Source organism: Paenibacillus sp. CAA11 (assembly GCF_003060825.1).
In the GTDB taxonomy this organism is placed as follows: Bacteria; Bacillota; Bacilli; order Paenibacillales; family Paenibacillaceae; genus Fontibacillus.
The window spans coordinates 506,193-527,967 of sequence record NZ_CP028922.1; the positions used below are offsets into that span (position 1 = coordinate 506,193).

At 51.6% G+C, this 21,775-nt stretch carries 11 protein-coding genes; 5 read left to right on the top strand and 6 right to left on the bottom strand.

What is annotated here, in order from left to right; genetic code table 11:
• Nucleotides 1-2 precede the first annotated feature (2 nt).
• A complete protein-coding gene (locus DCC85_RS02245; RefSeq protein WP_108464113.1) occupies nucleotides 3-737 on the top strand; it encodes an ABC transporter permease in 735 nt (244 codons plus the stop codon).
• A 279-nt stretch (nucleotides 738-1,016) separates the two neighbouring features.
• Here the strand turns inward: DCC85_RS02245 and DCC85_RS02250 are convergent, their stop codons facing one another.
• From DCC85_RS02250 to DCC85_RS02260, 3 genes are all read right to left on the bottom strand, one after another.
• Nucleotides 1,017-3,335: a glycoside hydrolase family 65 protein gene (locus DCC85_RS02250; RefSeq protein ID WP_108464114.1), complete on the bottom strand. Its 2,319-nt coding sequence runs from the start codon at nucleotides 3,333-3,335 to the stop codon at nucleotides 1,017-1,019.
• A gap of 94 nt (nucleotides 3,336-3,429) precedes the next feature.
• Nucleotides 3,430-4,083 (bottom strand): beta-phosphoglucomutase, encoded by a 654-nt coding sequence (gene pgmB / locus DCC85_RS02255; protein WP_108464115.1) that lies wholly within the window; start codon nucleotides 4,081-4,083, stop codon nucleotides 3,430-3,432.
• A 128-nt stretch (nucleotides 4,084-4,211) separates the two neighbouring features.
• The gene (locus tag DCC85_RS02260) at nucleotides 4,212-5,249 is read right to left on the bottom strand and encodes a LacI family DNA-binding transcriptional regulator (protein WP_108464116.1); all 1,038 of its coding nucleotides are present in this window, start codon (nucleotides 5,247-5,249) and stop codon (nucleotides 4,212-4,214) included.
• A gap of 477 nt (nucleotides 5,250-5,726) precedes the next feature.
• Between DCC85_RS02260 and pulA the strand changes: the two genes are divergently transcribed.
• Nucleotides 5,727-13,196 carry a type I pullulanase gene (gene pulA, locus DCC85_RS02265; protein WP_159081755.1) on the top strand — a complete coding sequence of 2,490 codons (7,470 nt, stop codon included), beginning with the start codon at nucleotides 5,727-5,729 and terminating at the stop codon, nucleotides 13,194-13,196.
• A gap of 7 nt (nucleotides 13,197-13,203) precedes the next feature.
• On the opposite strand, the gene DCC85_RS02270 is transcribed toward pulA, so the two are convergent.
• From DCC85_RS02270 to DCC85_RS02280, 3 genes are all read right to left on the bottom strand, one after another.
• Nucleotides 13,204-13,548: a hypothetical protein gene (locus tag DCC85_RS02270; RefSeq protein ID WP_108464118.1), complete on the bottom strand. Its 345-nt coding sequence runs from the start codon at nucleotides 13,546-13,548 to the stop codon at nucleotides 13,204-13,206.
• A gap of 190 nt (nucleotides 13,549-13,738) precedes the next feature.
• Nucleotides 13,739-15,487: a methyl-accepting chemotaxis protein gene (locus DCC85_RS02275; RefSeq protein ID WP_108464119.1), complete on the bottom strand. Its 1,749-nt coding sequence runs from the start codon at nucleotides 15,485-15,487 to the stop codon at nucleotides 13,739-13,741.
• 275 nt (nucleotides 15,488-15,762) lie between these two features.
• Nucleotides 15,763-17,508 carry an alpha-glycosidase gene (locus DCC85_RS02280; protein WP_108464120.1) on the bottom strand — a complete coding sequence of 582 codons (1,746 nt, stop codon included), beginning with the start codon at nucleotides 17,506-17,508 and terminating at the stop codon, nucleotides 15,763-15,765.
• Between the two features lie 586 nt (nucleotides 17,509-18,094).
• On the opposite strand from DCC85_RS02280, the gene DCC85_RS02285 reads away from it, so the two are divergent.
• From DCC85_RS02285 to DCC85_RS02295, 3 genes are all read left to right on the top strand, one after another.
• A complete protein-coding gene (locus DCC85_RS02285; RefSeq protein WP_108464121.1) occupies nucleotides 18,095-19,402 on the top strand; it encodes a sugar ABC transporter substrate-binding protein in 1,308 nt (435 codons plus the stop codon).
• A gap of 104 nt (nucleotides 19,403-19,506) precedes the next feature.
• A complete protein-coding gene (locus DCC85_RS02290; RefSeq protein ID WP_108464122.1) occupies nucleotides 19,507-20,799 on the top strand; it encodes a carbohydrate ABC transporter permease in 1,293 nt (430 codons plus the stop codon).
• Nucleotides 20,796-21,641, top strand: coding sequence for a sugar ABC transporter permease (locus DCC85_RS02295; protein WP_108464123.1), 846 nt, complete (start codon nucleotides 20,796-20,798; stop codon nucleotides 21,639-21,641). The genes DCC85_RS02290 and DCC85_RS02295 overlap by 4 nt, the downstream gene beginning before the upstream one ends.
• The last annotated feature ends 134 nt before the right edge of the window (nucleotides 21,642-21,775 follow it).

Below are 21,775 nucleotides of genomic sequence, written 5' to 3' on the forward strand. Positions count from 1 at the left end.
CTATGCTTGACCTGATTAAAGCAGAGTGCTTAAAGCTGAAAGGAACTAAAATTCTCTTTCTAAGTGTGTTTATTTTAGCGGCAACCGTTTTTATGATTTTTAGTACTTACGCTATAAATCCTAAGCTTTCCATAGACCGTAATGGATGGAATAACTACTTTATGAGTGTTGTTATTCTTATTAACTTTCTGACAGGGTATATGAGCTACTACATTTTGACTTGCTATATCTATGCGAGGGAGCATCAGGAGAATACCCACATTGCCCTTTTCTCAAGCCCTGTTCATCGGAGTCGCCTTTATTTCAGTAAGATACTTGTAATTTATATGTACATCGTGGTTAGCCTGCTAATGGCATTTGGACTGTCTGCAGTACTGGGTTTGTTTATTACGGCCAGACCGCTAACTTTTGAAGTCGTGATTTATCAGCTTGGGGTCTTTGCTAAAATGATGCTTATGCACGCTATGCTCGTCCCGATCATTACGTTCTTCGCTATTCGATGGAAAAAATTCGTGCCCGCCATTGTGGGGATGTGTACGGTTATGTGTTTGAATTTTGTTTTGGTTAATATACCGGGGAATACTTTTTATCCATGGACTGTACCCGTATTGTTTTCTCCACATGGCACAATGGGAAGAACATTTACGTATGTTCCTGGAGGGATTATCAGTTTATGCTTCGTTTTTGTGCTGGGGCTTTTTTTGGCATTGCGAAGTTATGTTCGTATAGAAAAATAGCGACGCATCACCTGCAAACCCGATAAATCCGCAAACTAGCGACCGCTCCCCAACCCCACACAGCATAAATAGAGTGCCCCTCTCTGCGAATCGAAGAGAGGGGCACTCTTCATTAACCCTTCGAATAGTTTATGAGCTGAATCTTAATAGTTTACGAGCTGAATCTTATAAGTCCTTAACGATCAGAATTCATCCTATGAACTGTCTCAGTGTCTTACTCACTTGTAGCTCTTCAACCTAACCTAACCGATCTAGCTAAACCATAACACCATTAAATTGTTACGCGTTCACCGCACGGCTCTCGGCCTGGATTTGTCCGAAGCCGCTCACCGTATAATTCCGGTCATAGATGCGGATCGCTGCTGGGGTCTCAGTCTCGTTGACCACGGTAATCTCCTGGTCCGATACATTGACTTTCAGGCGGGCGCCGCGGAACATCACCTTGAAGGAGAAGGAGGTCCAGTGGCCCGGAATGAATGGCTTCAGCACCAGCTCATCGTTCTGGACACGCAGCCCGCCAAAGCCTTGGATTACAGACATCCAGGTGCCGGCCATGCTGGTGGTATGGCAGCCGTCCTCGGTGTCGTTGTTATAGTTGTCGAGATCAAGCCGCGCGGTGCGCAGGTACATCTCATAGGCCTTCTCCCGATAGCCAAGCTCGCAGGCGAGAATGGAGTGCAGGCAAGGGGAGAGAGAGGACTCGTGCACGGTAATCGGTTCATAGAAATCGAAGTTGCGCTTCTTGGTCTCCAGGTCATACCGGTCGCCCAGGAAGTACAGTCCCTGCAGGACGTCCGCCTGCTTGATGTAGCAGGAGCGCAGGATACGGTCCCAGGACCAGTTCTGGTTCAGCGGCAGGTTCTCTGGCGGAAGCTCCTTGACCGGGATGATCTCTTTGTCGAGGAAGCCGTCCTGCTGCAGGAAGATGCCACGCTCTTCATCGACCGGATAGTACATGTTCGCAATAATGTCCTTCCAGATGCTGCGTTCCTCGTCCTGCAGCTGCAGCGTCTCTACCAGTTCCTCATACCGGGCAGGCTCGTTCTTCTCCAGGTAGTCCAGCACCTCCAGCGTATATTCCAGCGTCCAGGACGCGATCCGGTTCGTGTACCAGTTGTTGTTAACGTTGTTCTCGTACTCATTCGGCCCGGTCACGCCGAGCATGACGTATTTGTCCTTGGAGGCGGAATAGTTCACGCGCTGCTCCCAGAACCGGGAGATCTCCACCAGGACTTCAAGGCCGTATTGCCCTAAGTAGCTCTTGTCTCCGGTGTAATTGACATAATTGTAAATGGCATAGGCGATCGCCCCGTTGCGGTGAATCTCCTCGAAGGTGATCTCCCATTCGTTGTGGCATTCCTCGCCGTTCATGGTAACCATCGGGTACAGGGCGCCTTTGGTGAAGCCGAGCTTGCGCGCGTTCTCCTTCGCCTTCTCCAGATGCTTGTAACGGTAGATCAGCAGATTGCGGGCGATGCTGGCATCCGCCGTGCTCAGATAGAAAGGCACACAGTAGGCTTCCGTATCCCAATAGGTGCTGCCGCCGTATTTTTCGCCAGTGAAGCCCTTCGGCCCGATATTCAAGCGATCGTCTTCACCGCTATAGGTCTGATTCAATTGGAAAATATTAAAGCGAATCGCCTGCTGCGCCGAAACGTCTCCTTCGATAATAATGTCGCTTTCCTTCCACTTCTCGGCCCAGGCATCGCGCTGCTCCTGCAGCAGAACCTGGAACCCAGCTTCCAGCGCTCCCTGAAGGGCCGCTTTTCCGGCGTCTACAAGCTGTCCAAGCCCGTAGTTGCGGGAGGTTACATTAGCTACATACTTGTAAATGGTGATCTGCTCATTCTGGCCCGCTTCCACGGTGAACTGGCTGCCGACGTATTTCTCCTTCTCCAGGGGTCTTGGGTCAATCTCAAGCTTCTCTCCATGCTTGGCGGCTTCGTAGGACATCACGGAGGTTACGTGAAAATCCAGCTTCTTCGTCTTCAGCGTCAAATAGGCGCATTCTGGATTCGCTTCCTTGGCCACTTCGTTCCAGAATTTCTCCTCGTAGTTGGAGTCCTTGTTCTGAACGTCTCCATCCAGATAAGGGGTGAACTTGATGCGGCCGGAGAAGTTCAGCGGCGTGACCGAATAGCGGATCGCTCCAACCTCATGGCGCTTGACGCTGACGAAGCGGATGGCTTCTACGCGAACCTGCTTGCCGCCTTCGAGCTCTGCCGTAAAGCTGCGGGAGAGCCAGCCTTCTCTCATGTTCAGCTCGCGGCGGAAATCCGTAACCTGACAAGCCGCCAGATCCAGCTGAACGCCTTCAATTTCGACATCGATGCCGATCCAGTTGGTGGAGTTCAGGACCTTGGCAAAATACTCCGGATAGCCGTTTTTCCACCAGCCGACCCGGGTTTTATCCGGATAGTAGACACCAGCCATATAGCTGCCCTGAAGGGAACGGCCGCTGTAGGCTTCTTCAAAGTTGGCACGCTGGCCCATAAAGCCGTTGCCAATGCTGAAAACGCTCTCGGAAATCTCTTGAGTAGAAGGATCAAATGAATCTTCGATAATGGACCATTCGTCAATTTTCAAATATTGCTTCACAATCATCGGCTCCTTTAGTTATGTTCGGCGAAACTTATATAAAAAGGCACGCATAGCGTGACGGGTTACCTATTCGTATTCATGTTTAAATGGCTTATACCTCGGCCAGCAGCCGCTCTACGGTAAATTCCGCGAGGGAAGGGACAACGGTGTTGGCCCGGCCGAGCGTGGCAGGCGAGCCGATACCGACACTGCGCATACCGGCGCGGCTGGCAGCTTCAATGCCCGCTTCGGCATCCTCGAAGACGACACAGTGCTCCGGCTGAACGCCGACTGCCTCCGCACCAAGCAGGAACACCTCAGGATCGGGCTTGGCAGCACTCGTCTTGGTTCCATCAATAATGGCGTCAAAATAAGGCGTAAGCCCGGTATTATTTAGAATCAGCATCGCATTCTTGCTCGCGGAGCCGAGGGCTACTTTGAGCCCATGCTGTTTGCAGGCCTTGAGAAATTCCAGTGCTCCAGGCAGAATTTCCGAGGCATCCATGCGCGAGATGGACTCGACATACCAGCGGTTCTTGCGCTCGGCCAGCTCCTGCTTCACCTGCGGCTCCAGCATAAGGCCGCCGACCTCAAGCAGAATATCGAGCGATGCTGCCCGGCTGACGCCCTTCAGACGCTCGTTATGCGCCTCGGTGAATTCGAAGCCAAGCTCGGCAGCGAGCCGCTTCCAGGCGAGATAGTGATATTTTGCGGTATCGACAAGCACACCGTCCAAATCGAATAGACAAGTTTTGATTTCAGACATCATAGGTTTCCCCCTTAGCTATTAAGCGCAAACGTTTGAACAAACGGCGAAAAATAAATGAAGCATCGCTGCTTCAATTATTTTTTCTCACTGCCCGTACCGGGTCCTGTATTCCTTACTTAGGGCAATCACTTCTTCTGCACGGCGAACATGGACGATTCCCGAACCATCAAGCGGTGGGGAATGATATGTCTTGTCGGCAGAGACTGCTTGCTGTCTTCCTGCTGAATGCTCTGAATCAGTACTTGAGAAGCGGTATAACCCAGATGGTAGATTCCGATATCAATACTGCTAATCGGCGGCGTAGACAGCTCCGCGATCGGAATATTGTTAAAGCTCACAAGACAAATGTCTTCCGGAACCTTGAACTTCAGCTCATGCAGCCCGCGCAGTACGCCCAGCGACACCATGTCGTCGACCACGACCAGCGCTGTTGGACGATGCGGCAGACTCATGATGAAAGACATTGCCCGGTAGCCGCTCTCCTGAAGGAACTCACCTTCTACAATCCACTCTTGGCGGGTCTCAAGTCCGGCGTCACTCAGCGCTTTGCGGTAGCCTTCCATCCGGTCTTTGGAGACAACAAGATTCGGCGGACCGCTCACGAAACCAATGCGCTCATGTCCCATGGAGATGAGGTGCTTGGTGGCGTCATAGGCGGCCTGCACGTTATCGTTATCCACTGTCATAATATCATCATAGCTATCGCTGCGGCCCACGAGGGTGAACGGATAGTTATTGCTGTGCAGGAAGTCGATCACGGGATCATCCTTCCGGGAATACAGCAGAATAGCCCCGTCCACTCGTCTGCCGCGCAGGAGCCGGGTCAGAGCTTCAAGCTCTTCCTTCTCGCTTGCTCCAGAGCTTAGCAGCACATCGTAGCCTGAACGGTTGGCCTGTGTAACAATTCCTCGAATCAAATCCATATAGAACAGGTTGGAGAACAGTTCTTCTGCCGGCTTCGGCAGGAGTACACAGATGCTGTTGGTTGTCTTTGATACCAGGCTCTTCGCCATGATATTGGGATGATAACCGAGCTGCTCCATGATTGCCTTGACTTTTCTTGAGGTTTCGACACTGATTCTGGGATGATTGGACAGTACCCTGGACACGGTGGAGGGCGATACTCCGGCCTTCTTGGCGACATCCTTGATAGTAACAGCCATGAGAAACCTCCTTTATGGAACCGTTTGCTTTCACATTGTAATCTTAATCTAAAGGCTGGAGAAAGTAAATAGATAATCCAGTGAAACCACAGTATGAAAGGCTAATTGTTCATAAAAAGCTTAAAGATTAAAGCCGTTAGACAGAATGTACACACCAATAGGGAAAATAAGGATAAAGCAAATATTCTCAGGAATCACGAGTAATCAAGAGGAAATAGGAGAAATACAACTAATAAGGATAGATGCAAACGATTTACAAAACCAGGAGATCAGATATAATGCAAATTAAATAAAGCGCTTACTTGGTTGAGGTGGCTCGAGTGCAGCTTAAACCAAGGAAAGAGCTAACCTCAAGATTCAAACGTTTGCGCTATGGAGGAATGGACAGACGTTCTTTTTTGCGTTTGGGGAGACCATGCTTACATTCATGCACGGTGTGAGGAGAGGGGATTACTTGTGTTCATGGGAAAAAGGCGAGTGAAGTGGTTTTCAATGTGGATGGCGTTATTGCTGCTGCTAAGCACGATCGCGGGTTACAGTCCGGCATATGCGCTTGAGGGCACTGCCGAGCTTGACCCGGCAGTGCTGCAGAGCCCAGTATTTCAGGAGGACGGCTCAGTTCGTGTCACAGGGACTTCGGATTCAAGTCAGCTGTTTATCGCTGGGAACTTTAATGGCTGGCAGGAATTCAAGGAGATGGCTCCAGTGGGCAGTTATGCGGATGGGGACACCACCAAGCATGTCTTTTCATACGTTATTTCAACAGCGGAGATTAGCGGGAGCAACGGTCTGGTGCTGTATAAGTATGCTCCTCAGCCAGCCTGGCACAATGACGAAGGACAAGACAACAGCTTTACGGATGCTCTGAACAAGAATCCTCTTCAGGATGGCAACTCCGCTGTTCAGGTTCTGAAGATTGAGTCCTCCGGAGCACCTTGGGCCGCTGGACAGACCGTTCAATTGAAAGCGCTTCATGGACAAGCGGAGGGCTCGCCGAAGGATGTGAGCGCAGAAGTGGAGTGGACGACAGATCACGCTATGGTGAAGATTGATTCTCAGGGTAAGGCAGTGATTGATGCTGCAGCTCCTTCGGGACCCGTGCAGGTGACTGCAGCTTACCAAGGAATCACGGTTCATCAGCAGTTTGAGATTGCCGGAACTCCCGATCCGGCTGAGCAGTTCACTTATCGGATTCACTATTATAGGCATGACGGCAAGGCCAGGGATTGGAACCTATGGATCTGGCTTGACGGTAAGGATGGCCAAGGCTATTTCTTCGATGAAGGGCAGGACGATCACGGCTTTGCTGTGGCGAACGTGACGCTGCCTGCGTCCAAGATCAACCTGATTACCCGGCTCAGCACTGCTGGCAATGATTGGCAATCTCAGGAGATGACCCGTTCCTTCCGTATGCCTCAGGGACAGCAGCAGGCGGACCTCTGGCTGCTGCAGGATGATCCGGCCGTATACAGCCAGCTGCCGGATACCTCTCCTAAGTTCCGCGCAGTACAAGCGGATGCTGTCGATATGCTGAATGCGGAGGCTAGTGCTGAAGTGACCGAGGAGGATGCGGCGACCGCGGTGCTGAAGGACGCGGTCACAGGCGAGGAGCTTAGCGTATCCGCGGTCAAGACAGGCGATCACAAGCTGAACGTGCAGCTGCTGCAGCCTGAGCAGTTTGATGTTACGCATGAATATATGCTCTCTACCCGCCATTTGGGAGAGACAAAGGTAACGATGCGCAAAATACTGGACGATCCGAAATATTACTATAACGGGGACGACCTGGGTCTGACTTACAGTGCTCAGGAGAGCGTCTTTAAAGTATGGGCGCCTACGGCGAAGAAAGTCAGCACGGTAATCTACGATACCGCCGGAGCTTATAACGAGAACGGAACGGTGCAGGATCATTCGGGCGGAAGCGAAAACAAGATGACCCGAGGCGAACATGGGGTCTGGGAGGCCACGGTTCCTGGCGACTTGAGCGGCAAGTTTTACATGTACAAAGCTGAGTTTGCCGATGGGGCCGTTAACTATGCCGTAGATCCTTATGCCCGGGCAGTATCGGCGAATGGACAGCGCACGGCGATTGTGGATCTGGCCCGTACAAATCCGGCAGCCTGGAACCCTGAGGAGAAGCCGGCCATGGTCTCACCGAACGATGCGATTATTTATGAGCTGCATGTCCGTGATTTCTCGGTCAGCCCCGATTCAGGCATGACGAACAAGGGGAAATTCAAAGCCTTTACAGAGAGGGGCACGAGGACAGCGCAGGGTGCCTCAACCGGAATTGATCATTTGAAGGAACTGGGGGTTACTCATGTTCATCTGCTGCCTTCTTACGACTTTAAGACGGTGAATGAGCTGACGGTGGATGATCCGGCTTCCCCGAATCCGAAGTTCAACTGGGGCTATGATCCGCAGAACTATAACGTGCCGGAGGGCTCCTATTCCACAGATCCGGCCAATCCCAGCACAAGAATTGCAGAGTTCAAAGAGATGGTGCAGGCCCTCCATGACGAGGGCATACGGGTAGTGATGGATGTGGTGTATAACCATACTTTTTCTATAGAGGAGGGGCCATTCAATAAGCTTGTGCCGGGTTATTATTACCGGACCAACGAAGCCGGACAGTTCACCAATGCAACCGGCGTAGGCAACGAGGTGGCCTCGGAACGGCCTATGGTCAGCAAGTATATTCAGGACTCGGTCATGTACTGGGCCAAGGAGTATGGAATTGACGGCTTCCGGTTCGACCTCATGGGCCTCGTCGATGTGAATACGATGTCAAGCCTGACCTCCAAGCTGCATGAACAGGTGGACCCTTCCATAATCGTCTATGGCGAACCGTGGGATATGTCTGGCACGCCGCTGCCTCAGGATCAGAAGTCCATCAAGGGATCGCAGCGGGGCAAGAGCTTTGGCGTATTCAACGATGACCTCCGCGGAGCGATCAAGGGAGACAGCGATGGAGCTGGCAAGGGCTTTGCCACTGGCGCATCCGGACAAGAAGGCGCTGTTCTACAAGGCGTTCGCGGCGCGGTGGACACCTTCGCAGATACGCCCTCCGAATCGGTAAGCTACGTGACCGCCCACGACAATTTGAATCTGTGGGATAAAGTGATTGCCACCATGGGCCTTAACGATCAGCTGGGCATGCTCCATATGAAGGATGGCGTGCTTGCAGATGGAGGCAGTGTGGAGGAGGCGGCAGCCAAGGCTGCGCCTTATCTCGGAGTAGGCTCGGGCAACGAGGTGCTAAGCCACGAAGCGGTGAAGCGTTCTCTGCTGGCGAACGGCATCGTCCTTACCTCTCAGGGCATTCCGTTCCTCCACGCAGGAGATGAGCTGCTGCGGACCAAGTATGGCGATCATAACAGCTATAAGAGCCCTGACGTCATCAACCAAATCCGCTGGGATAACAAGGATCAGTTTGGCCAGGTGTTCGACTATTACCGGGGACTGATCGAGCTTCGCAAATCACACCCGGCCTTCAGGCTGAATACGAAGCAGGCGGTAGAGCAGCATTTTCAGGTGCTTAAATCCGATGGCAACGTAGTGGCCTTCCAGCTGAAAAATTATGCAGGCGGCGACAGCTGGAAGAATATCGTTGTCATTTACAACGCGAATCTGGATACCCGCACAGTCTCCCTGCCGGGTGACGGCACCTGGAACATTGTCGTCAATGACCGGGCGGCGGGAACGAAGGTGCTGGATACCGTCTCCGGTGGAAGCTTTGCAGCGCCGGGACTTGCAGTCACCGTCCTGTATGATGAGGCTGCGGCCGAATATACTCCGGTAGCGACTGAGATTACGCTGCCTGCAGCTGAACTGGGGCTGGCTCCCGGTTCATCCAAGCTGCTGTCCGCTGTGGTTAAGGACCAGCATGGCAAGGTGATGCCGGGAGCCAAGGTGAGCTATGAATCTTCGAATCCGGGGGTGGCCAAAGTTAGCCCGAACGGCTTGATTCAGGCGCTGAAGGAGGGGACGGCGGTGATTACCGCGGTCTCGGGAAATGCCAAGAAGACGGTCACCGTGCATGTAGGCAAGCTCGAACCTGCGAAGATCACGATTACTGGGGCAGACACTGTATACCCAGGGCAGTCCATGAAGCTGACGGCAACGGTGCGTGATCAATATGGCCAGCTGATGACGGGACCGTCTGTAACGTGGGCGAGCTCTGCTCCGTCCATCGCCAAGGTGGGCTCAGCCGGCGATGTTACGGCGATTAAGCCGGGAAGGGTTACGATTACGGCAGCTGCCGGCAAGGTCAAGGCCGAGAAGCAGCTGACCGTTCAAGCCTTTGTGCAGAAGACCGTACAGCTGCACTACATCCGGCCCGATCAGGATTATACGGATTGGAATCTGTGGATATGGGGAACGGGCGGCGTCAGTGATGGCCAGGTTGATTTTACCGTAAAGGACGGCGTGGCTGTTGCCAACATCAAGACGGCTCCAGACAGCAGCAGCGTAGGCTTTGTGCTGCGCAAGGGAACGGACTGGAACACGGCGAAGCAGGATATTCAGGATGACCGCTATATCTCCATTCCCGCAGGACAGACCTTTGTGAAGGCTCGTGTAACCAGCATGGTCAAGGAGATTGCCAGCGTGCCTGCCTTGAATGGACCTGTCCTTGAAGATGGCAGCATTAATTTCTATTTCAGGGATGACGCTCTGTTCCGGGACAACCGGATGCAGGAACTGGAAGGCGTGAAGCTGCGCCTGGCAGCAGAGGGCCAGCAGCCTGAGGAATTTGAGATGACTTATGATGCGGCTGGAGAGTATTTTGCCTATACCGTGAACCAAGCCAGGGAAGGGACCTACCGCTATTCGTTCCTGGTAACCAAGAAGGGGCAGACCGAGGAGGTGCTTGATCTGTGGAATCCGCTGCAGGAAGGCGGTAAATCCCTGCTTGTGTATGAGAAGCCGCAGCTGAACGTGGCAGCTTCCATTCTGCCGAACGCTTTGAACTTGCGCATCTCTGCTAGGCAGAATGCTGTGCTGAAGCTGGATGTCGGCGGAGAGGGAGCAGTTAAGCTCCGGGAAGCTTACGCCGATCTTACTCCGCTAGGAGGAGAGGCTAAGGCGGTGATCGATCTAGAGCTGATGCAGCGCACCATCTCCGTGAAGGATACGGTAGCTCCCGGACCGAAGCAGCTGCGTGTGACCGTAGTGGATAAATACGGCAATAAGCACACTGCAGCAGCCGAAGTAACTGTAGTGCCGCAGCAGCCTGCCTGCCCGGACGATTTTGACTGGGATGAAGCCAGAATATATTTCCTGCTGACCGATCGCTTCTTTAACGGAGACACAAGCAATGACAATTCCAAGAGTATTCCAGGCAGCCTGGATCTGAATCAGCCAGAGGCGTATCACGGCGGAGACATCCGGGGGATTATTCAGAGGCTGGATTACCTGGATCAACTGGGCATCAACACGATCTGGATCACCCCGATTGTCGATAACATTGATTATGATGTCAGACACGGGAAGACCGGGGTCCAGTACGGCTATCATGGCTACTGGGCTCAGGACTTCACCCGGATGGACGAACATTTGGGCGATACCGAAGACATGAAGGACCTGATTGAACAAGCCCATAAGCGGGGCATGAAGATCATGGTAGATGTTGTGCTGAACCATGCCGGCTATGGGATGAAGCTGACCGATCCGCAGCTGGGCCTTCCAGGCTATCCTTCAATGGAGGATCGCGAGCGGTTTGCGGATATGCTGCGCAGCGGGGGAAGTGATACGGTGCAGGGAGAGCTGGCCGGACTGCCGGATTTCATGACCGAGGACCCTGCGGTGCGGGAGCGCCTGATCCAGTGGCAGGTCGATTGGCTGGATAAGGTGAGAACCGATGCGGGGGAGACCATTGACTATTTCCGCGTAGATACCGTTAAGCATGTGGATCATACGACCTGGATGGCTTTCAAAAATGCACTCACGGAGATCAAGCCTGATTTCAAGCTGATCGGCGAGTATTTCGGCGCCTCGGCAGACAATCATGGCGATTACTGGGGCCAGGGACAGATGGATTCCCTGCTGGATTTCCAGTTCAAGGAGAAGGCCAAGGAATTCGTGAACGGCAATCTTGAGGCCGTAGAGAAATATCTGGAGCAGCGGAATGCTCTCCTCTCCAATGATAAGACACTGGGCCAATTCTTAAGCAGTCATGACGAGGACGGGTTCCTGTCCGAGCTGGTAGGCGGGGATACCGGGAAGCTTAAGGTAGCAGCAGCGCTGCAGATCACAAGCAAAGGCCAGCCGGTTGTCTATTACGGAGAAGAGCTTGGACAATCAGGCAAAAATGCGGGGGATATGGATCAAGGCCAATTCAGCGGCAACCGTGACGATATGCCATGGGATAAGCTGGATGCCAAGGACCCGGCAGCTCTGGCGATCCATGATCATTATGCCAAGCTGTTAAATATCCGTGAGCGGCATTCGAAGGTCTTCGCCAAGGGCTCGCGCAGTCAAATCGGCGGCTCTGATGAAGAGAAGTACCTGGTCTTTGAACGAACCTACAACAAGGATACCGTGCTTGTTGGGCTCAATGTTGATTCTACCGGGCAGAAGATCACCTTCGGGACCCCATTTGCGGGTGGAACGAAGCTGGTCGATGAATACAATGGGCAGAAATACACCGTAGATGCTAACGGAAAGATTACGCTGACCCTTCCGGGAAGGGATCAGGGCGGCACCGTCATTCTGGCGAAGGATGGGAGCGCCGTGCCGGAGCCGAATACGCCGCCAGGATCGGCACCTTCCGGCAATACCTCATCGCCTGCCGCTACCGATGGCTCGCAGCCTCCGGTCCTGGCTAAGGATGTTCTGCGGATTGCAGAGCCGAAGGCGGTAGGCGGCGTGATCGCGGTCATGCTGGAGCAAGGCTTGCAGGAGCTTCAGCTTCCGATCAGCGCAGCGGCCCTGGATGGGCGCACCCATCTGCGCGTGACCGGTGAAGCCTTCCGCGCCGAGCTTCCGGCCGCCGTCCTGGAGCAGGCCAAAGCGCTGCTGCCTGAGGCTAAGCGCACAGGAGCCTGGCTCGCAGTTCGCGTAGAGCGGGCTGAAATGGCGCAGCCTCAAGGCCAGGCTGACGGCTCGCTTCGCGTCATTCCAGCCGGGGCGGCTGTACGGTTCAGCCTTGCATTGGTGCTGGCGGATGGCAGCCGTCAGGAGCTGGAGCGCTTCACCAGTCCGGTGGCGCTGAGCCTTCAGGCTGACGCTGCCTCGGCCTTAGATCGCTCCCTGCTCAGCATTTATTCCCTTGGCGCTGACGGCGCCAGAGCTTATGCCGGAGGCGCATGGGTAGACGGTCAGCTTACGGTGAAGGTCGGTCAGCCGGGCATCTATGGGGTGCTCGCCTATGACAAAACCTTCAAGGATGTGCCTGCCGGACACTGGGCCGCGCAGGCGATCAAAGCTATGAGCGCCCGCCATGTTGTGAAGGGCGTGGCGACGGACGCTTTTGCGCCAGAGCGTGAGGTCACGCGGGCGGAATTCGCGGCCCTGCTGGTCCGCGCGCTGGGCCTGCCTGACGCTGCGGCGTCGGCAGCGAAGGGTGCGGGCGCCTTCAAGGACGTGCCGGCCTCGTCCTGGTACGCGGAGGCTACAGGGGCGGCCAGCCAGGCCGGCCTGGTGAAGGGCCGCCCGGACGGCACCTTCGGCGCGCAGGAGCGCATCACCCGCGAGGAGATGGCGGTGATGCTGGTTCGCGCCTACGCGGAGCTTGCGGGCGGGAATGCCGCGGCGCTGAGCCAGCAGCCGGCGGCACCGCGATTCGGCGATGCGGCCAGCCTGTCGCCGTGGGCGAGGGACGCGGCCGTGCAGGCGTCCGGCCTCGGCCTGATAAAGGGCCGCCCGGGCGGGCAATTCGCGCCCAAGGCCTATCTGACGCGGGCCGAGAGCGCGCAGCTCCTGGCCAATCTGTTATTAGCTAGATAGCCCCTAACTATGCGAAGAGGCATTCTTCCTGTAAATGCTCAGGAAGGAATGCCTCTTTTTTAATAGGATCATAGCTGATAAATACAGGGAAAAACTTAGGGGAGACTATGAAGGAGAGCGATTCGCCATTCCGGTTCTGATAGGATACGAAGTAATCTCCGAATTCAGGTACATATTCGATGTCTTTGAAGGTTAAGCCATCATCTCTGTACATCATGAATACATAGATGCGGGAAGACGAGAGGGCAGTTATCTTTTGAATAGCCGGAATTTGCTCTAGAAGGAAGAATGCGAACAGAATGAACAGAATGAGCATCACTCTTTTCAATTTGCTAGGACGTTTGTCCTTCATTATTCACCATTCACCCTCCTATATAGATTGAATGCCCTAACAACACGATAAATGATCCAGCAAGGTTGTTCAACTTAAACTTAACGGGATGGAATCGCTGTACGCCCCGAATGCAAAGGGAAAGCTGGCCCCGATCCATGATCAGACGCCAGCCTCTATGCTCCTTCTTATGGCTTACCCAAACTGATGTCTAGCTCTCTACTTGGAACTGGTCGGCATAGGCCTTGAGCTTGCCGGAAAGCTCAGCAAGCTGGCCGGAGACGTCGGATAGCTGTTCTGCCGCTTTTTTCTGTTCTGCTGCACTTGCTGCGGCTTCTTCTGTCATTGCCGAGGTCTCCTGTGTCACTGAGGCAATATAGCTCAGATAATGCTCGACTTCCTGTCTGATGGTGTGCATGTCCGTAGTTTTGTTCTCCAGCCGACCAGCCAGTTGCTGCACTTCGGCCGATATCCTGCTGACCTGTCCAAATGCCTGCAGGCAATCTGCAATCTGCTTCTCCTGATCCTTCACGGCTTCAATATTCTCGTCAAATTGACTGACCATACGGTGAGTCTCCTGGACAAAGGACTCCAGAATTGCATCAATTTCTTGAATGGAATGCTCCGACTGCTTAGCCAGCTCACCCATTTCGCCAGCAACCACCGCGAAGCCTTTACCTGCTTCACCAGCTCTGGCTGCTTCAATGGAGGCATTAAGGGACAGAATTTGGGTTTGTTTCAGAATCTTATGAATCTGCCCGCTGATTGATGCAGCCAGCTCGGATTCAGCGGTTAGCGATTTGGATATCTCCTGGAGCTGTTGAACCTGTCTGGCATTCTCTCGTCCTTTCATAAGCAGGTTCTCATGTTCACGGGTAACCTGAACTTCAACGGCAGACAACCGGCTTGAAGTATCGATAAACTCATTAACATAGGAGCCGACCTCATCCATGATTTGGCCGAGTTTTTCGGAATGCTTGACCGATTGCTCTGTCTCCTCGGCCTGCTTCATGGCCCCGCTGGCAATCTCTTCAATTGCGCGGGACAGCTCTTCGGTCTGGCGTTGGTTCATTTGGGATGTTCGAGCAATATGTTGCGAAGATTGCTGTAAGGAGCTTGATCCTTGTTGAATTCCCACGATGATCTTTGTCAATTGGGTGACCATTTGATTAATCAAGAGGCTGATATCGCCCAGCTGATCCTTCGTAATATGTCTGGATACCACTTGCAGATTACCGCTGGCAATCTGCTCCAGACTTGACTTCACCTCGCGCACCTGCTTCACGATTCCTCTAGCCACAAGCAGCATCATGAACAAGGAGAGCACAAGCACTACGGCAAAGATAGGAAGGATCATACGGTAGGAATCAGCTACGGTTTCGGCGGATAGCTGGTTTACGGCCTTAGCGGAAATATCAATGCCCAGATAACCGATAACTTGACCGCTTGAATCCTTTATGGGGGTAAATGACGATAGCATCGGGCCCCAGGTCGAGTCATTGACGATCCCTGTGGTAACAACTTCTCCGTTTAATAAGCGAGCCTCAATCTTGGGATCAAAGTCCATTTCATCCCCATAAGAGCTGTAATTCTTGTCATCCCACGCAGCTCCATCTACTGTGTAGATCCAACCCTGAGGGGTATGGTTATACATATAGACATACAGTGCGCCGGATTGCTGATTCACTTTAATCAGTTCATCTCTAAGGTGTTTGTACTCAGCGCTTTCTTCAGTAGAAGAGGCGTTCAACTTCTTGATTAGCTCTGATTCTTGTCCAAGCAGCTGCGCAGTATTCTCCACCAATTGCTGATTATTGTGCTGTAAAGTGGTTAGAGAGGAGTTTTCGCTAGAAGTTTTTGTCGCCCACATTATTAGTAATCCCATGACTAGCAGTGGAATTAGAATAATTAAGTACAATTTCAGTCTTAAATCAATCCTGATCTTCCTATTGACTTTCATACCTAATGTCCCCCTTGTGATGTCATTAATCTACTACACTAAAATTTGGATTTAACCAGTGTTCTATTATTTATATATCGACAAATAATGACATGAACTTAAGGCGCCTCTGGACGAAATCCATCATTGCTTTATTAGTACTACTGCAAAAATGCACTAAAAAACACCTCCAGAATTCGCCCTCATTTGAATGGGACTGACCCCATAGCGTGAGGGAATCTGGAGGTGTTTTTAATGAATACTCGTATATAAAGTTCCGTTAAAAGGATTTAGATTTATTCCGCCGGGTACAGCACGGCGTATCCGTAAGGCGCAAGCTTCACGGTCAGCTTGCCGCGCTGAGCTTTCCACGTGCTGCCCGTAAAGGCATCCGTCCATGCCTTCTCTTCAACTGGGACGGAGAGGGTCTGGGTGGTGCTGTCATTGTTCAGCAGCACCAGTACGCTCTCATCGTCCAAGCGGCGCTCATAGGCGAGCTTTGTGCCTTCGCGCTCGGCGATCAGGAACTGAAGACTTCCCGTGCGCAGGGCAGGGTGATCTGCCCGGACCTGAATCAGTTTTTTGTAGAACTCGAACAGCTGAAGGTCCTGCTTCTCAGGGTCCCATTCCATGCATTTGCGGCAGTCGGGATCATTTGCGCCGTCCATACCAACCTCGTCTCCGTAGTAGATGCATGGCGTGCCGCTGTAAGTGAACTGGAACAGCGCTGCCAGGCGCATTTTGTTCTTGTTATCTTCACAGAGGGTCAGCAGGCGAGCGGTATCATGGCTGTCCAGCAGGTTGAAGGCAACCTCTGTAGCTTGCAGCGGATAGCGGGACATCTGCTTGCCAATGGCGTTGGCGAAGCCCTGGGCATCCAGTGTGCCGCGTACGACGAAGTCCAGCACGGCCTCGGTGAATGGATAGTTCATGACTGCGTCGAACTGGTCGCCCTGAAGCCACGGAGAGGATTCATGCCAGATTTCGCCCAGGATGTAGGCGTCAGGGTTAACAGCCTTTACAACGCGGCGGAAGTCCCGCCAGAACTGATGGTCTACTTCGTTGGCTACGTCCAGCCGCCAGCCGTCGATGCCAACTTCCTTGATCCAGTATTCTGCTACCTTCAGCAAATATTCCTTCACCTCGGGATGCTCTGTGTTCAGCTTTGGCATCAGCGGCTCGAAGCCGAAGGTGTCGTAGGTTGGAATGCCATCCCGAACCTCAAGCGGATACTCGCGGATATGGAACCAATCCTTGTAATTGGATTGCTCTCCTTTCTCCCGTACATCGACAAAGGGAGAAAAGGTACGTCCGGAATGATTGAATACCGCATCGAGCAGGACGCGGATGCCGCGGTCATGGCATGCCTTAACCAGGCGCTTGAGCGTGTCGGTATCGCCAAAATGCGGATCAATCTTCATATAATCTTCCGTATCATATTTGTGGTTAGTTGTCGCGGCAAAGATAGGGGTGAAATAAATCCCTGTAATCCCCAGCTCTGAGAGGTGGTCCAGATGGTCAATGACTCCCTGAAGGTCTCCGCCGAAGAAATTGTCGCGTTCAGGTTTGCCGCCCCAAGGCAGAACGTTCTCCGGATCGTTGGAAGGATCTCCGTTAGCGAAGCGCTCAGGGAAGATCTGATAAAATACTGTATCTTTTACCCAGGCAGGGACTGTAAACACATCCGCCGGATTAATGAACGGGAAATCGAACAGGCGGTCAGAGTTCTTCGGCCGTTCTTTCTGGAAGTCATTCTCGGTCATCCAGATGCTCTCCGTCTCATCCTTAAGCAGAAATCCGTATCTCATACGGCGGAACAAGGGTTTTGCTGTACACTCCCAATAGTCAAACATCGAGTCGGAGATCATTTTCTCCATCGGAACAAGCTCTTGCGTTGAACTCCAATCATATTTATCCCCGGTCCAGGCATAGACCTCGGTAATATCATTCTTCTTGGTGCGCAGGCGCAAATGAATGGTTTCCTGATCATAGGCATAGGCCCAATTCAATTTCGGACGATGATAAACCGCTTCCAACAGCATGAATAATTCCCCCTAATCGTAATAAATAAAAAAGGCACATCCAGGCTAAGAAAATGCAGCCGAGGATGTACCTAATGAGTAACATTGCCTTCAAATTAGATAGAACGCCCCATTCATGATGAATAGGTGATGCGTTCCTTGCTGAACAGGATTATAGCACTGTTCAAACCATTGCACAAGAGACAAGCCGCGGTCTTTTCCTTTATTTTCTTGTTTTTAACATTAGGTTATGCATTTTCCAAAATGAGTTGTTGTCACATAAAGCCATGGAAGAACATGGTCATAAAGCAATATAGCATATGTAATGCTTGGTGTTTAAATTGAGTTAAATTGCGATAAAGCAAGATAACAAGAGGAAATCAAAGGAAACAGGCAATATTTGAGTGAAAACGATATATGCAAACGTTTTTACAATAACACAGGTATGATGTATGATGACATCAGGAATGAAGCGCTTTCCATTCCGATAAAACGACTAAATCTAGAAAAAACAACGAGAATGAACAACATTTTTTGTTTTTTCTGAAATCGTTTGCGCAGAGTTCCTGCACCGTTTCTTATATAACATTTGGAAGGGGTTTGTCTAATGAAATTAAAGAGATTTATGGTTCTGCTGGCTGCATTCACTTTAGTGATCTCCATTACTGCCTGCGGTTCAAAATCTAACAACAACTCTGCGGCGCCAAGCGGAAATGCCGGGGCGAAGAACGCTGCTACCGAGCCAGCCGGAGGCGGAGGAGAGCTGAAGCCAGAGGATGGCGCACAGCTGACCGTATGGGAAAGTAAAGAAGAGAGAGTCTTCACCGACGAGATCGCCAAGAAATTCACAGAGAAATACGGCGTTCCGGTAAAGATCGAAGAAATTTCCCCAGCCGACCAAGTGACTAAGCTGTCTCAAGACGGACCTTCCGGATTGGCAGCCGACGTAGTCATTTTCCCGCATGATAGTCTCGGCCGGGCCGCAAATGCAGGTCTGCTGCTGCCAAACGACACCTTTGCTGAAGAAACTAAGAAGAACAATACGGAACTTTCTATTAATGCTGTAACTTATGATGGCACACTTTATGGTTACCCTAGAGCCGCAGAAACATACGCGCTTTATTACAATAAGTCCCTTGTCAAAGAAGCGCCTAAGAGCTTCGATGATGTAATTGCTTTCGGCAAGACCTTCACCGATAAGTCCAAGAACAAATACGCTATTATGTGGGAAACAGGGAACATGTACTTCAACTATCCGTTTATCGCCACCACAGGCGGGTACATCTACGGAGATAACGGTACAAACAAAGACGATATCGGCATCAACAATGAAGGCGCAATTGAAAGTTTGAAGACGTACGTCAAGCTGAAGGAAATTCTTCCTGTTAAGAGCGGTGACATCAACCCGGATATCAAGCGCAGCTTGTTCAATGCTGGCGATGTTGCGATGGATATTAATGGCCCTTGGGAACTGGGCGGCTATAAGAAGGCACTCGGAGACAAGCTCGGTCTTGTACCCCTCCCTTCAATTGATGGCAAACCGGCGATCTCCGCCTCCGGTATTAAGGGCTGGTATGTCAACTCCTTCACACAGTATCCGAATGCGGCCAAATTGTTCGCAGAGTTCGCATCCAACAAGGATGCACAGCTTCTGTTGAACGAGAAGGTAGGTTCTGTGCCGACAAACAAGGAAGCGCTTGAATCTGACCAAATCAAGAACGACCCTTATGTATCTGCCTTCGCAGAACAGACCAAGAACTCTCAGCCAATGCCTTCCATCCCTGAAATGGGTAACGTATGGAATGCAGTGAATGCGGCCCTTCCTGAAATCTGGGATAACAACAAGGATCCTAAGCAAGCCATGGACAAAGCCGCTACCCAAATTAAGGATCTGAACAACGGGGCAGGCGAATAACCAACGGATGAAGTGCCGGGGATAAGGTAGATGAATGTGCCCGCCGTGTTGATGCGGCGGGTTCATTCCCTTGAATTCCCATAGGAGAGGAGAAGGGAAGGCTAATGGACCGACATCGCAATAAAGCCACTATACTGTCGATTTTAAGCATGGGATTGGGACAAATATATAACCGCCAATTTATTAAGGGTGTCATATTTCTATTTGTAGAAGCTTTGGGAATCATCTATTTTAGTGGAACTTTAGGCCGTGCTTTATGGGGAATTGTTACCTTGGGGGATGTTCCTAGAATTCCAGGAAAAACCGAAGGGGACCATTCAATTTTTATCATGGTGCAGAGCTTGATCACCCTGATGCTTCTTGTCCTATTTATTATCTTTTATGTCATGAATATTCGCGATGCCTATAAGACGGCCAAGAATCGCGAAATGGGGGTCAAACCCAACAGCTTCAAGCAGTCCGTACGCTTTGTCTTAGACTACAAATTTGCACAGGCGTTCTTGACGCTCCCGGCGATCGGAATTTTGTTCTTTACCATCATGCCGATCATCTTCATGATCATGCTGGCATTTACGAACTACTCTGCACCGAATCATATTCCGCCTGCTAGGCTAGTCGACTGGGTAGGCTTTGAAACCTTTAAGAATCTTGTTGCTTTGAAAACCTGGAGCCATACGTTCTATGGGGTGTTAACCTGGACGCTGATCTGGGCGGTTCTCTCCACAGTAACCACGTACTTTGGCGGTATGCTGGTAGCGCTGCTAATTAATCAGCAGGGCATTAAATTTAAAGGCTTCTGGAGAACAATTCTTATCATTCCTTATGCGATCCCGCAGCTGATCTCGCTGCTTGTAATGAGAAACATGTTTAACGGCCAGTTCGGTCCGATTAATCAGTATCTCAAATATTTCGGCCTGTCCGGCCTGCCGTGGCTGACGGATCCATTCTGGGCTAAAGTGACAGTCATTGTGGTCAACATGTGGGTTGGTATTCCTGTCTCCATGATTCTAATCATGGGCGTGCTCACCACCATTCCGCGCGATATGTATGAAGCTGCCGAGGTAGATGGAGCGACAGGATATCAGAAATTCCGGATTGTAACGCTTCCGATGATCCTGTTCTCGACAGCGCCGACTCTGATCACCCAGTTTGCTGGCAATATCAACAACTTTAACGCGATCTTCCTGCTCACCAACGGTAACCCGGTTGTAGGGGATTATCAGTATGCCGGGGCAACGGATCTGCTCGTAACCTGGCTGTACAAATTGACGTTGGATCAGAACAAATACAACATGGCCTCAGCGGTAGGGATTATTATCTTCCTGATTATCGCCTCGTTCTCTATCTACAATTACCGGAGAACCAAGTCATTTAAAGAGGAGGATATGATCCAATGAGCGGCTTGAAATTTAGAAGAACAGTTAAGCTGACAGTAAGTTATATTATATTGGCGATTTTAGCCATTGTGGCCGTCTATCCGGCCCTATGGGTCGTACTTGGTTCGTTACGTCCGGGAAAATCGCTCTACAGTAAGAGCCTGATCCCCGAAACCTTCACACTGGATCATTACCGGGAACTGTTCACTTCCGATACGGTTCTGTTCGGCACATGGTATATGAACACGCTCAAAATCGCGATACTCTCCATGATTATCGGGGTGTTCTTAACTCTCCTGACAAGCTATGCGGTCTCCCGCTTTCGCTTCAAAGGGCGCCAGACAGCATTGTCTACCGTACTGATCTTGGGGATGTTCCCGGGCTTCATGAGCATGATTGCCATCTATCTGCTGCTGAAGGAATGGCATCTGCTGGATACTCATCTGGCATTGATTATTGTGTATGCCGCAGGGGCGCCGCTTGGCGGAACCTTTATCGCGAAGGGCTTTCTCGATACGATTCCGCGAACCCTGGACGAGGCGGCCAAGATTGATGGGGCGGGCAACTTTAAGATTTTCACCAAGATCATTCTGCCGCTATCCCGCCCCATGCTGACGTATATCGGCTTAACCCAATTCGTCGGCCCATGGGTTGATTTCATCTTCGCCCGCCTGGTCCTGCGGACGAAGGAGAACTGGACGCTCGCCGTAGGGTTGTACGACATGGTCAACTCGAATCAGAACACGAACTTCACTGTGTTCTCGGCGGGTGCGGTGCTCATTGCCATCCCGATTACCATACTGTTCATGTTCCTGCAGCGTATGCTGGTGGAAGGCCTGACTTCAGGTGCGAGCAAGGGGTAAGTTCTTGCTCACTGTAGGAGACCTTTATATTAGAGGTTTATCTTAGGTCATAGAAACGGAAGACGAGAGTCCCGGTGCCATGCACCGGGACTGTTTTTTTTTCAGGAAGACAATTAAGAAATTCATACATAGCT

Bases quoted from the DNA above. Each gene is read 5' to 3' on its own strand.
- DCC85_RS02245 (WP_108464113.1), top strand. From the start codon at position 3: ATGCTTGACCTGATTAAAGCAGAGTGCTTAAAGCTGAAAGGAACTAAA.
- pgmB (WP_108464115.1), bottom strand. From the start codon at position 4,083: ATGTCTGAAATCAAAACTTGTCTATTCGATTTGGACGGTGTGCTTGTC.
- DCC85_RS02260 (WP_108464116.1), bottom strand. From the start codon at position 5,249: ATGGCTGTTACTATCAAGGATGTCGCCAAGAAGGCCGGAGTATCGCCC.
- DCC85_RS02270 (WP_108464118.1), bottom strand. From the start codon at position 13,548: ATGAAGGACAAACGTCCTAGCAAATTGAAAAGAGTGATGCTCATTCTG.
- DCC85_RS02275 (WP_108464119.1), bottom strand. From the start codon at position 15,487: ATGAAAGTCAATAGGAAGATCAGGATTGATTTAAGACTGAAATTGTAC.
- DCC85_RS02280 (WP_108464120.1), bottom strand. From the start codon at position 17,508: ATGCTGTTGGAAGCGGTTTATCATCGTCCGAAATTGAATTGGGCCTAT.
- DCC85_RS02285 (WP_108464121.1), top strand. From the start codon at position 18,095: ATGAAATTAAAGAGATTTATGGTTCTGCTGGCTGCATTCACTTTAGTG.
- DCC85_RS02290 (WP_108464122.1), top strand. From the start codon at position 19,507: ATGGACCGACATCGCAATAAAGCCACTATACTGTCGATTTTAAGCATG.
- DCC85_RS02295 (WP_108464123.1), top strand. From the start codon at position 20,796: ATGAGCGGCTTGAAATTTAGAAGAACAGTTAAGCTGACAGTAAGTTAT.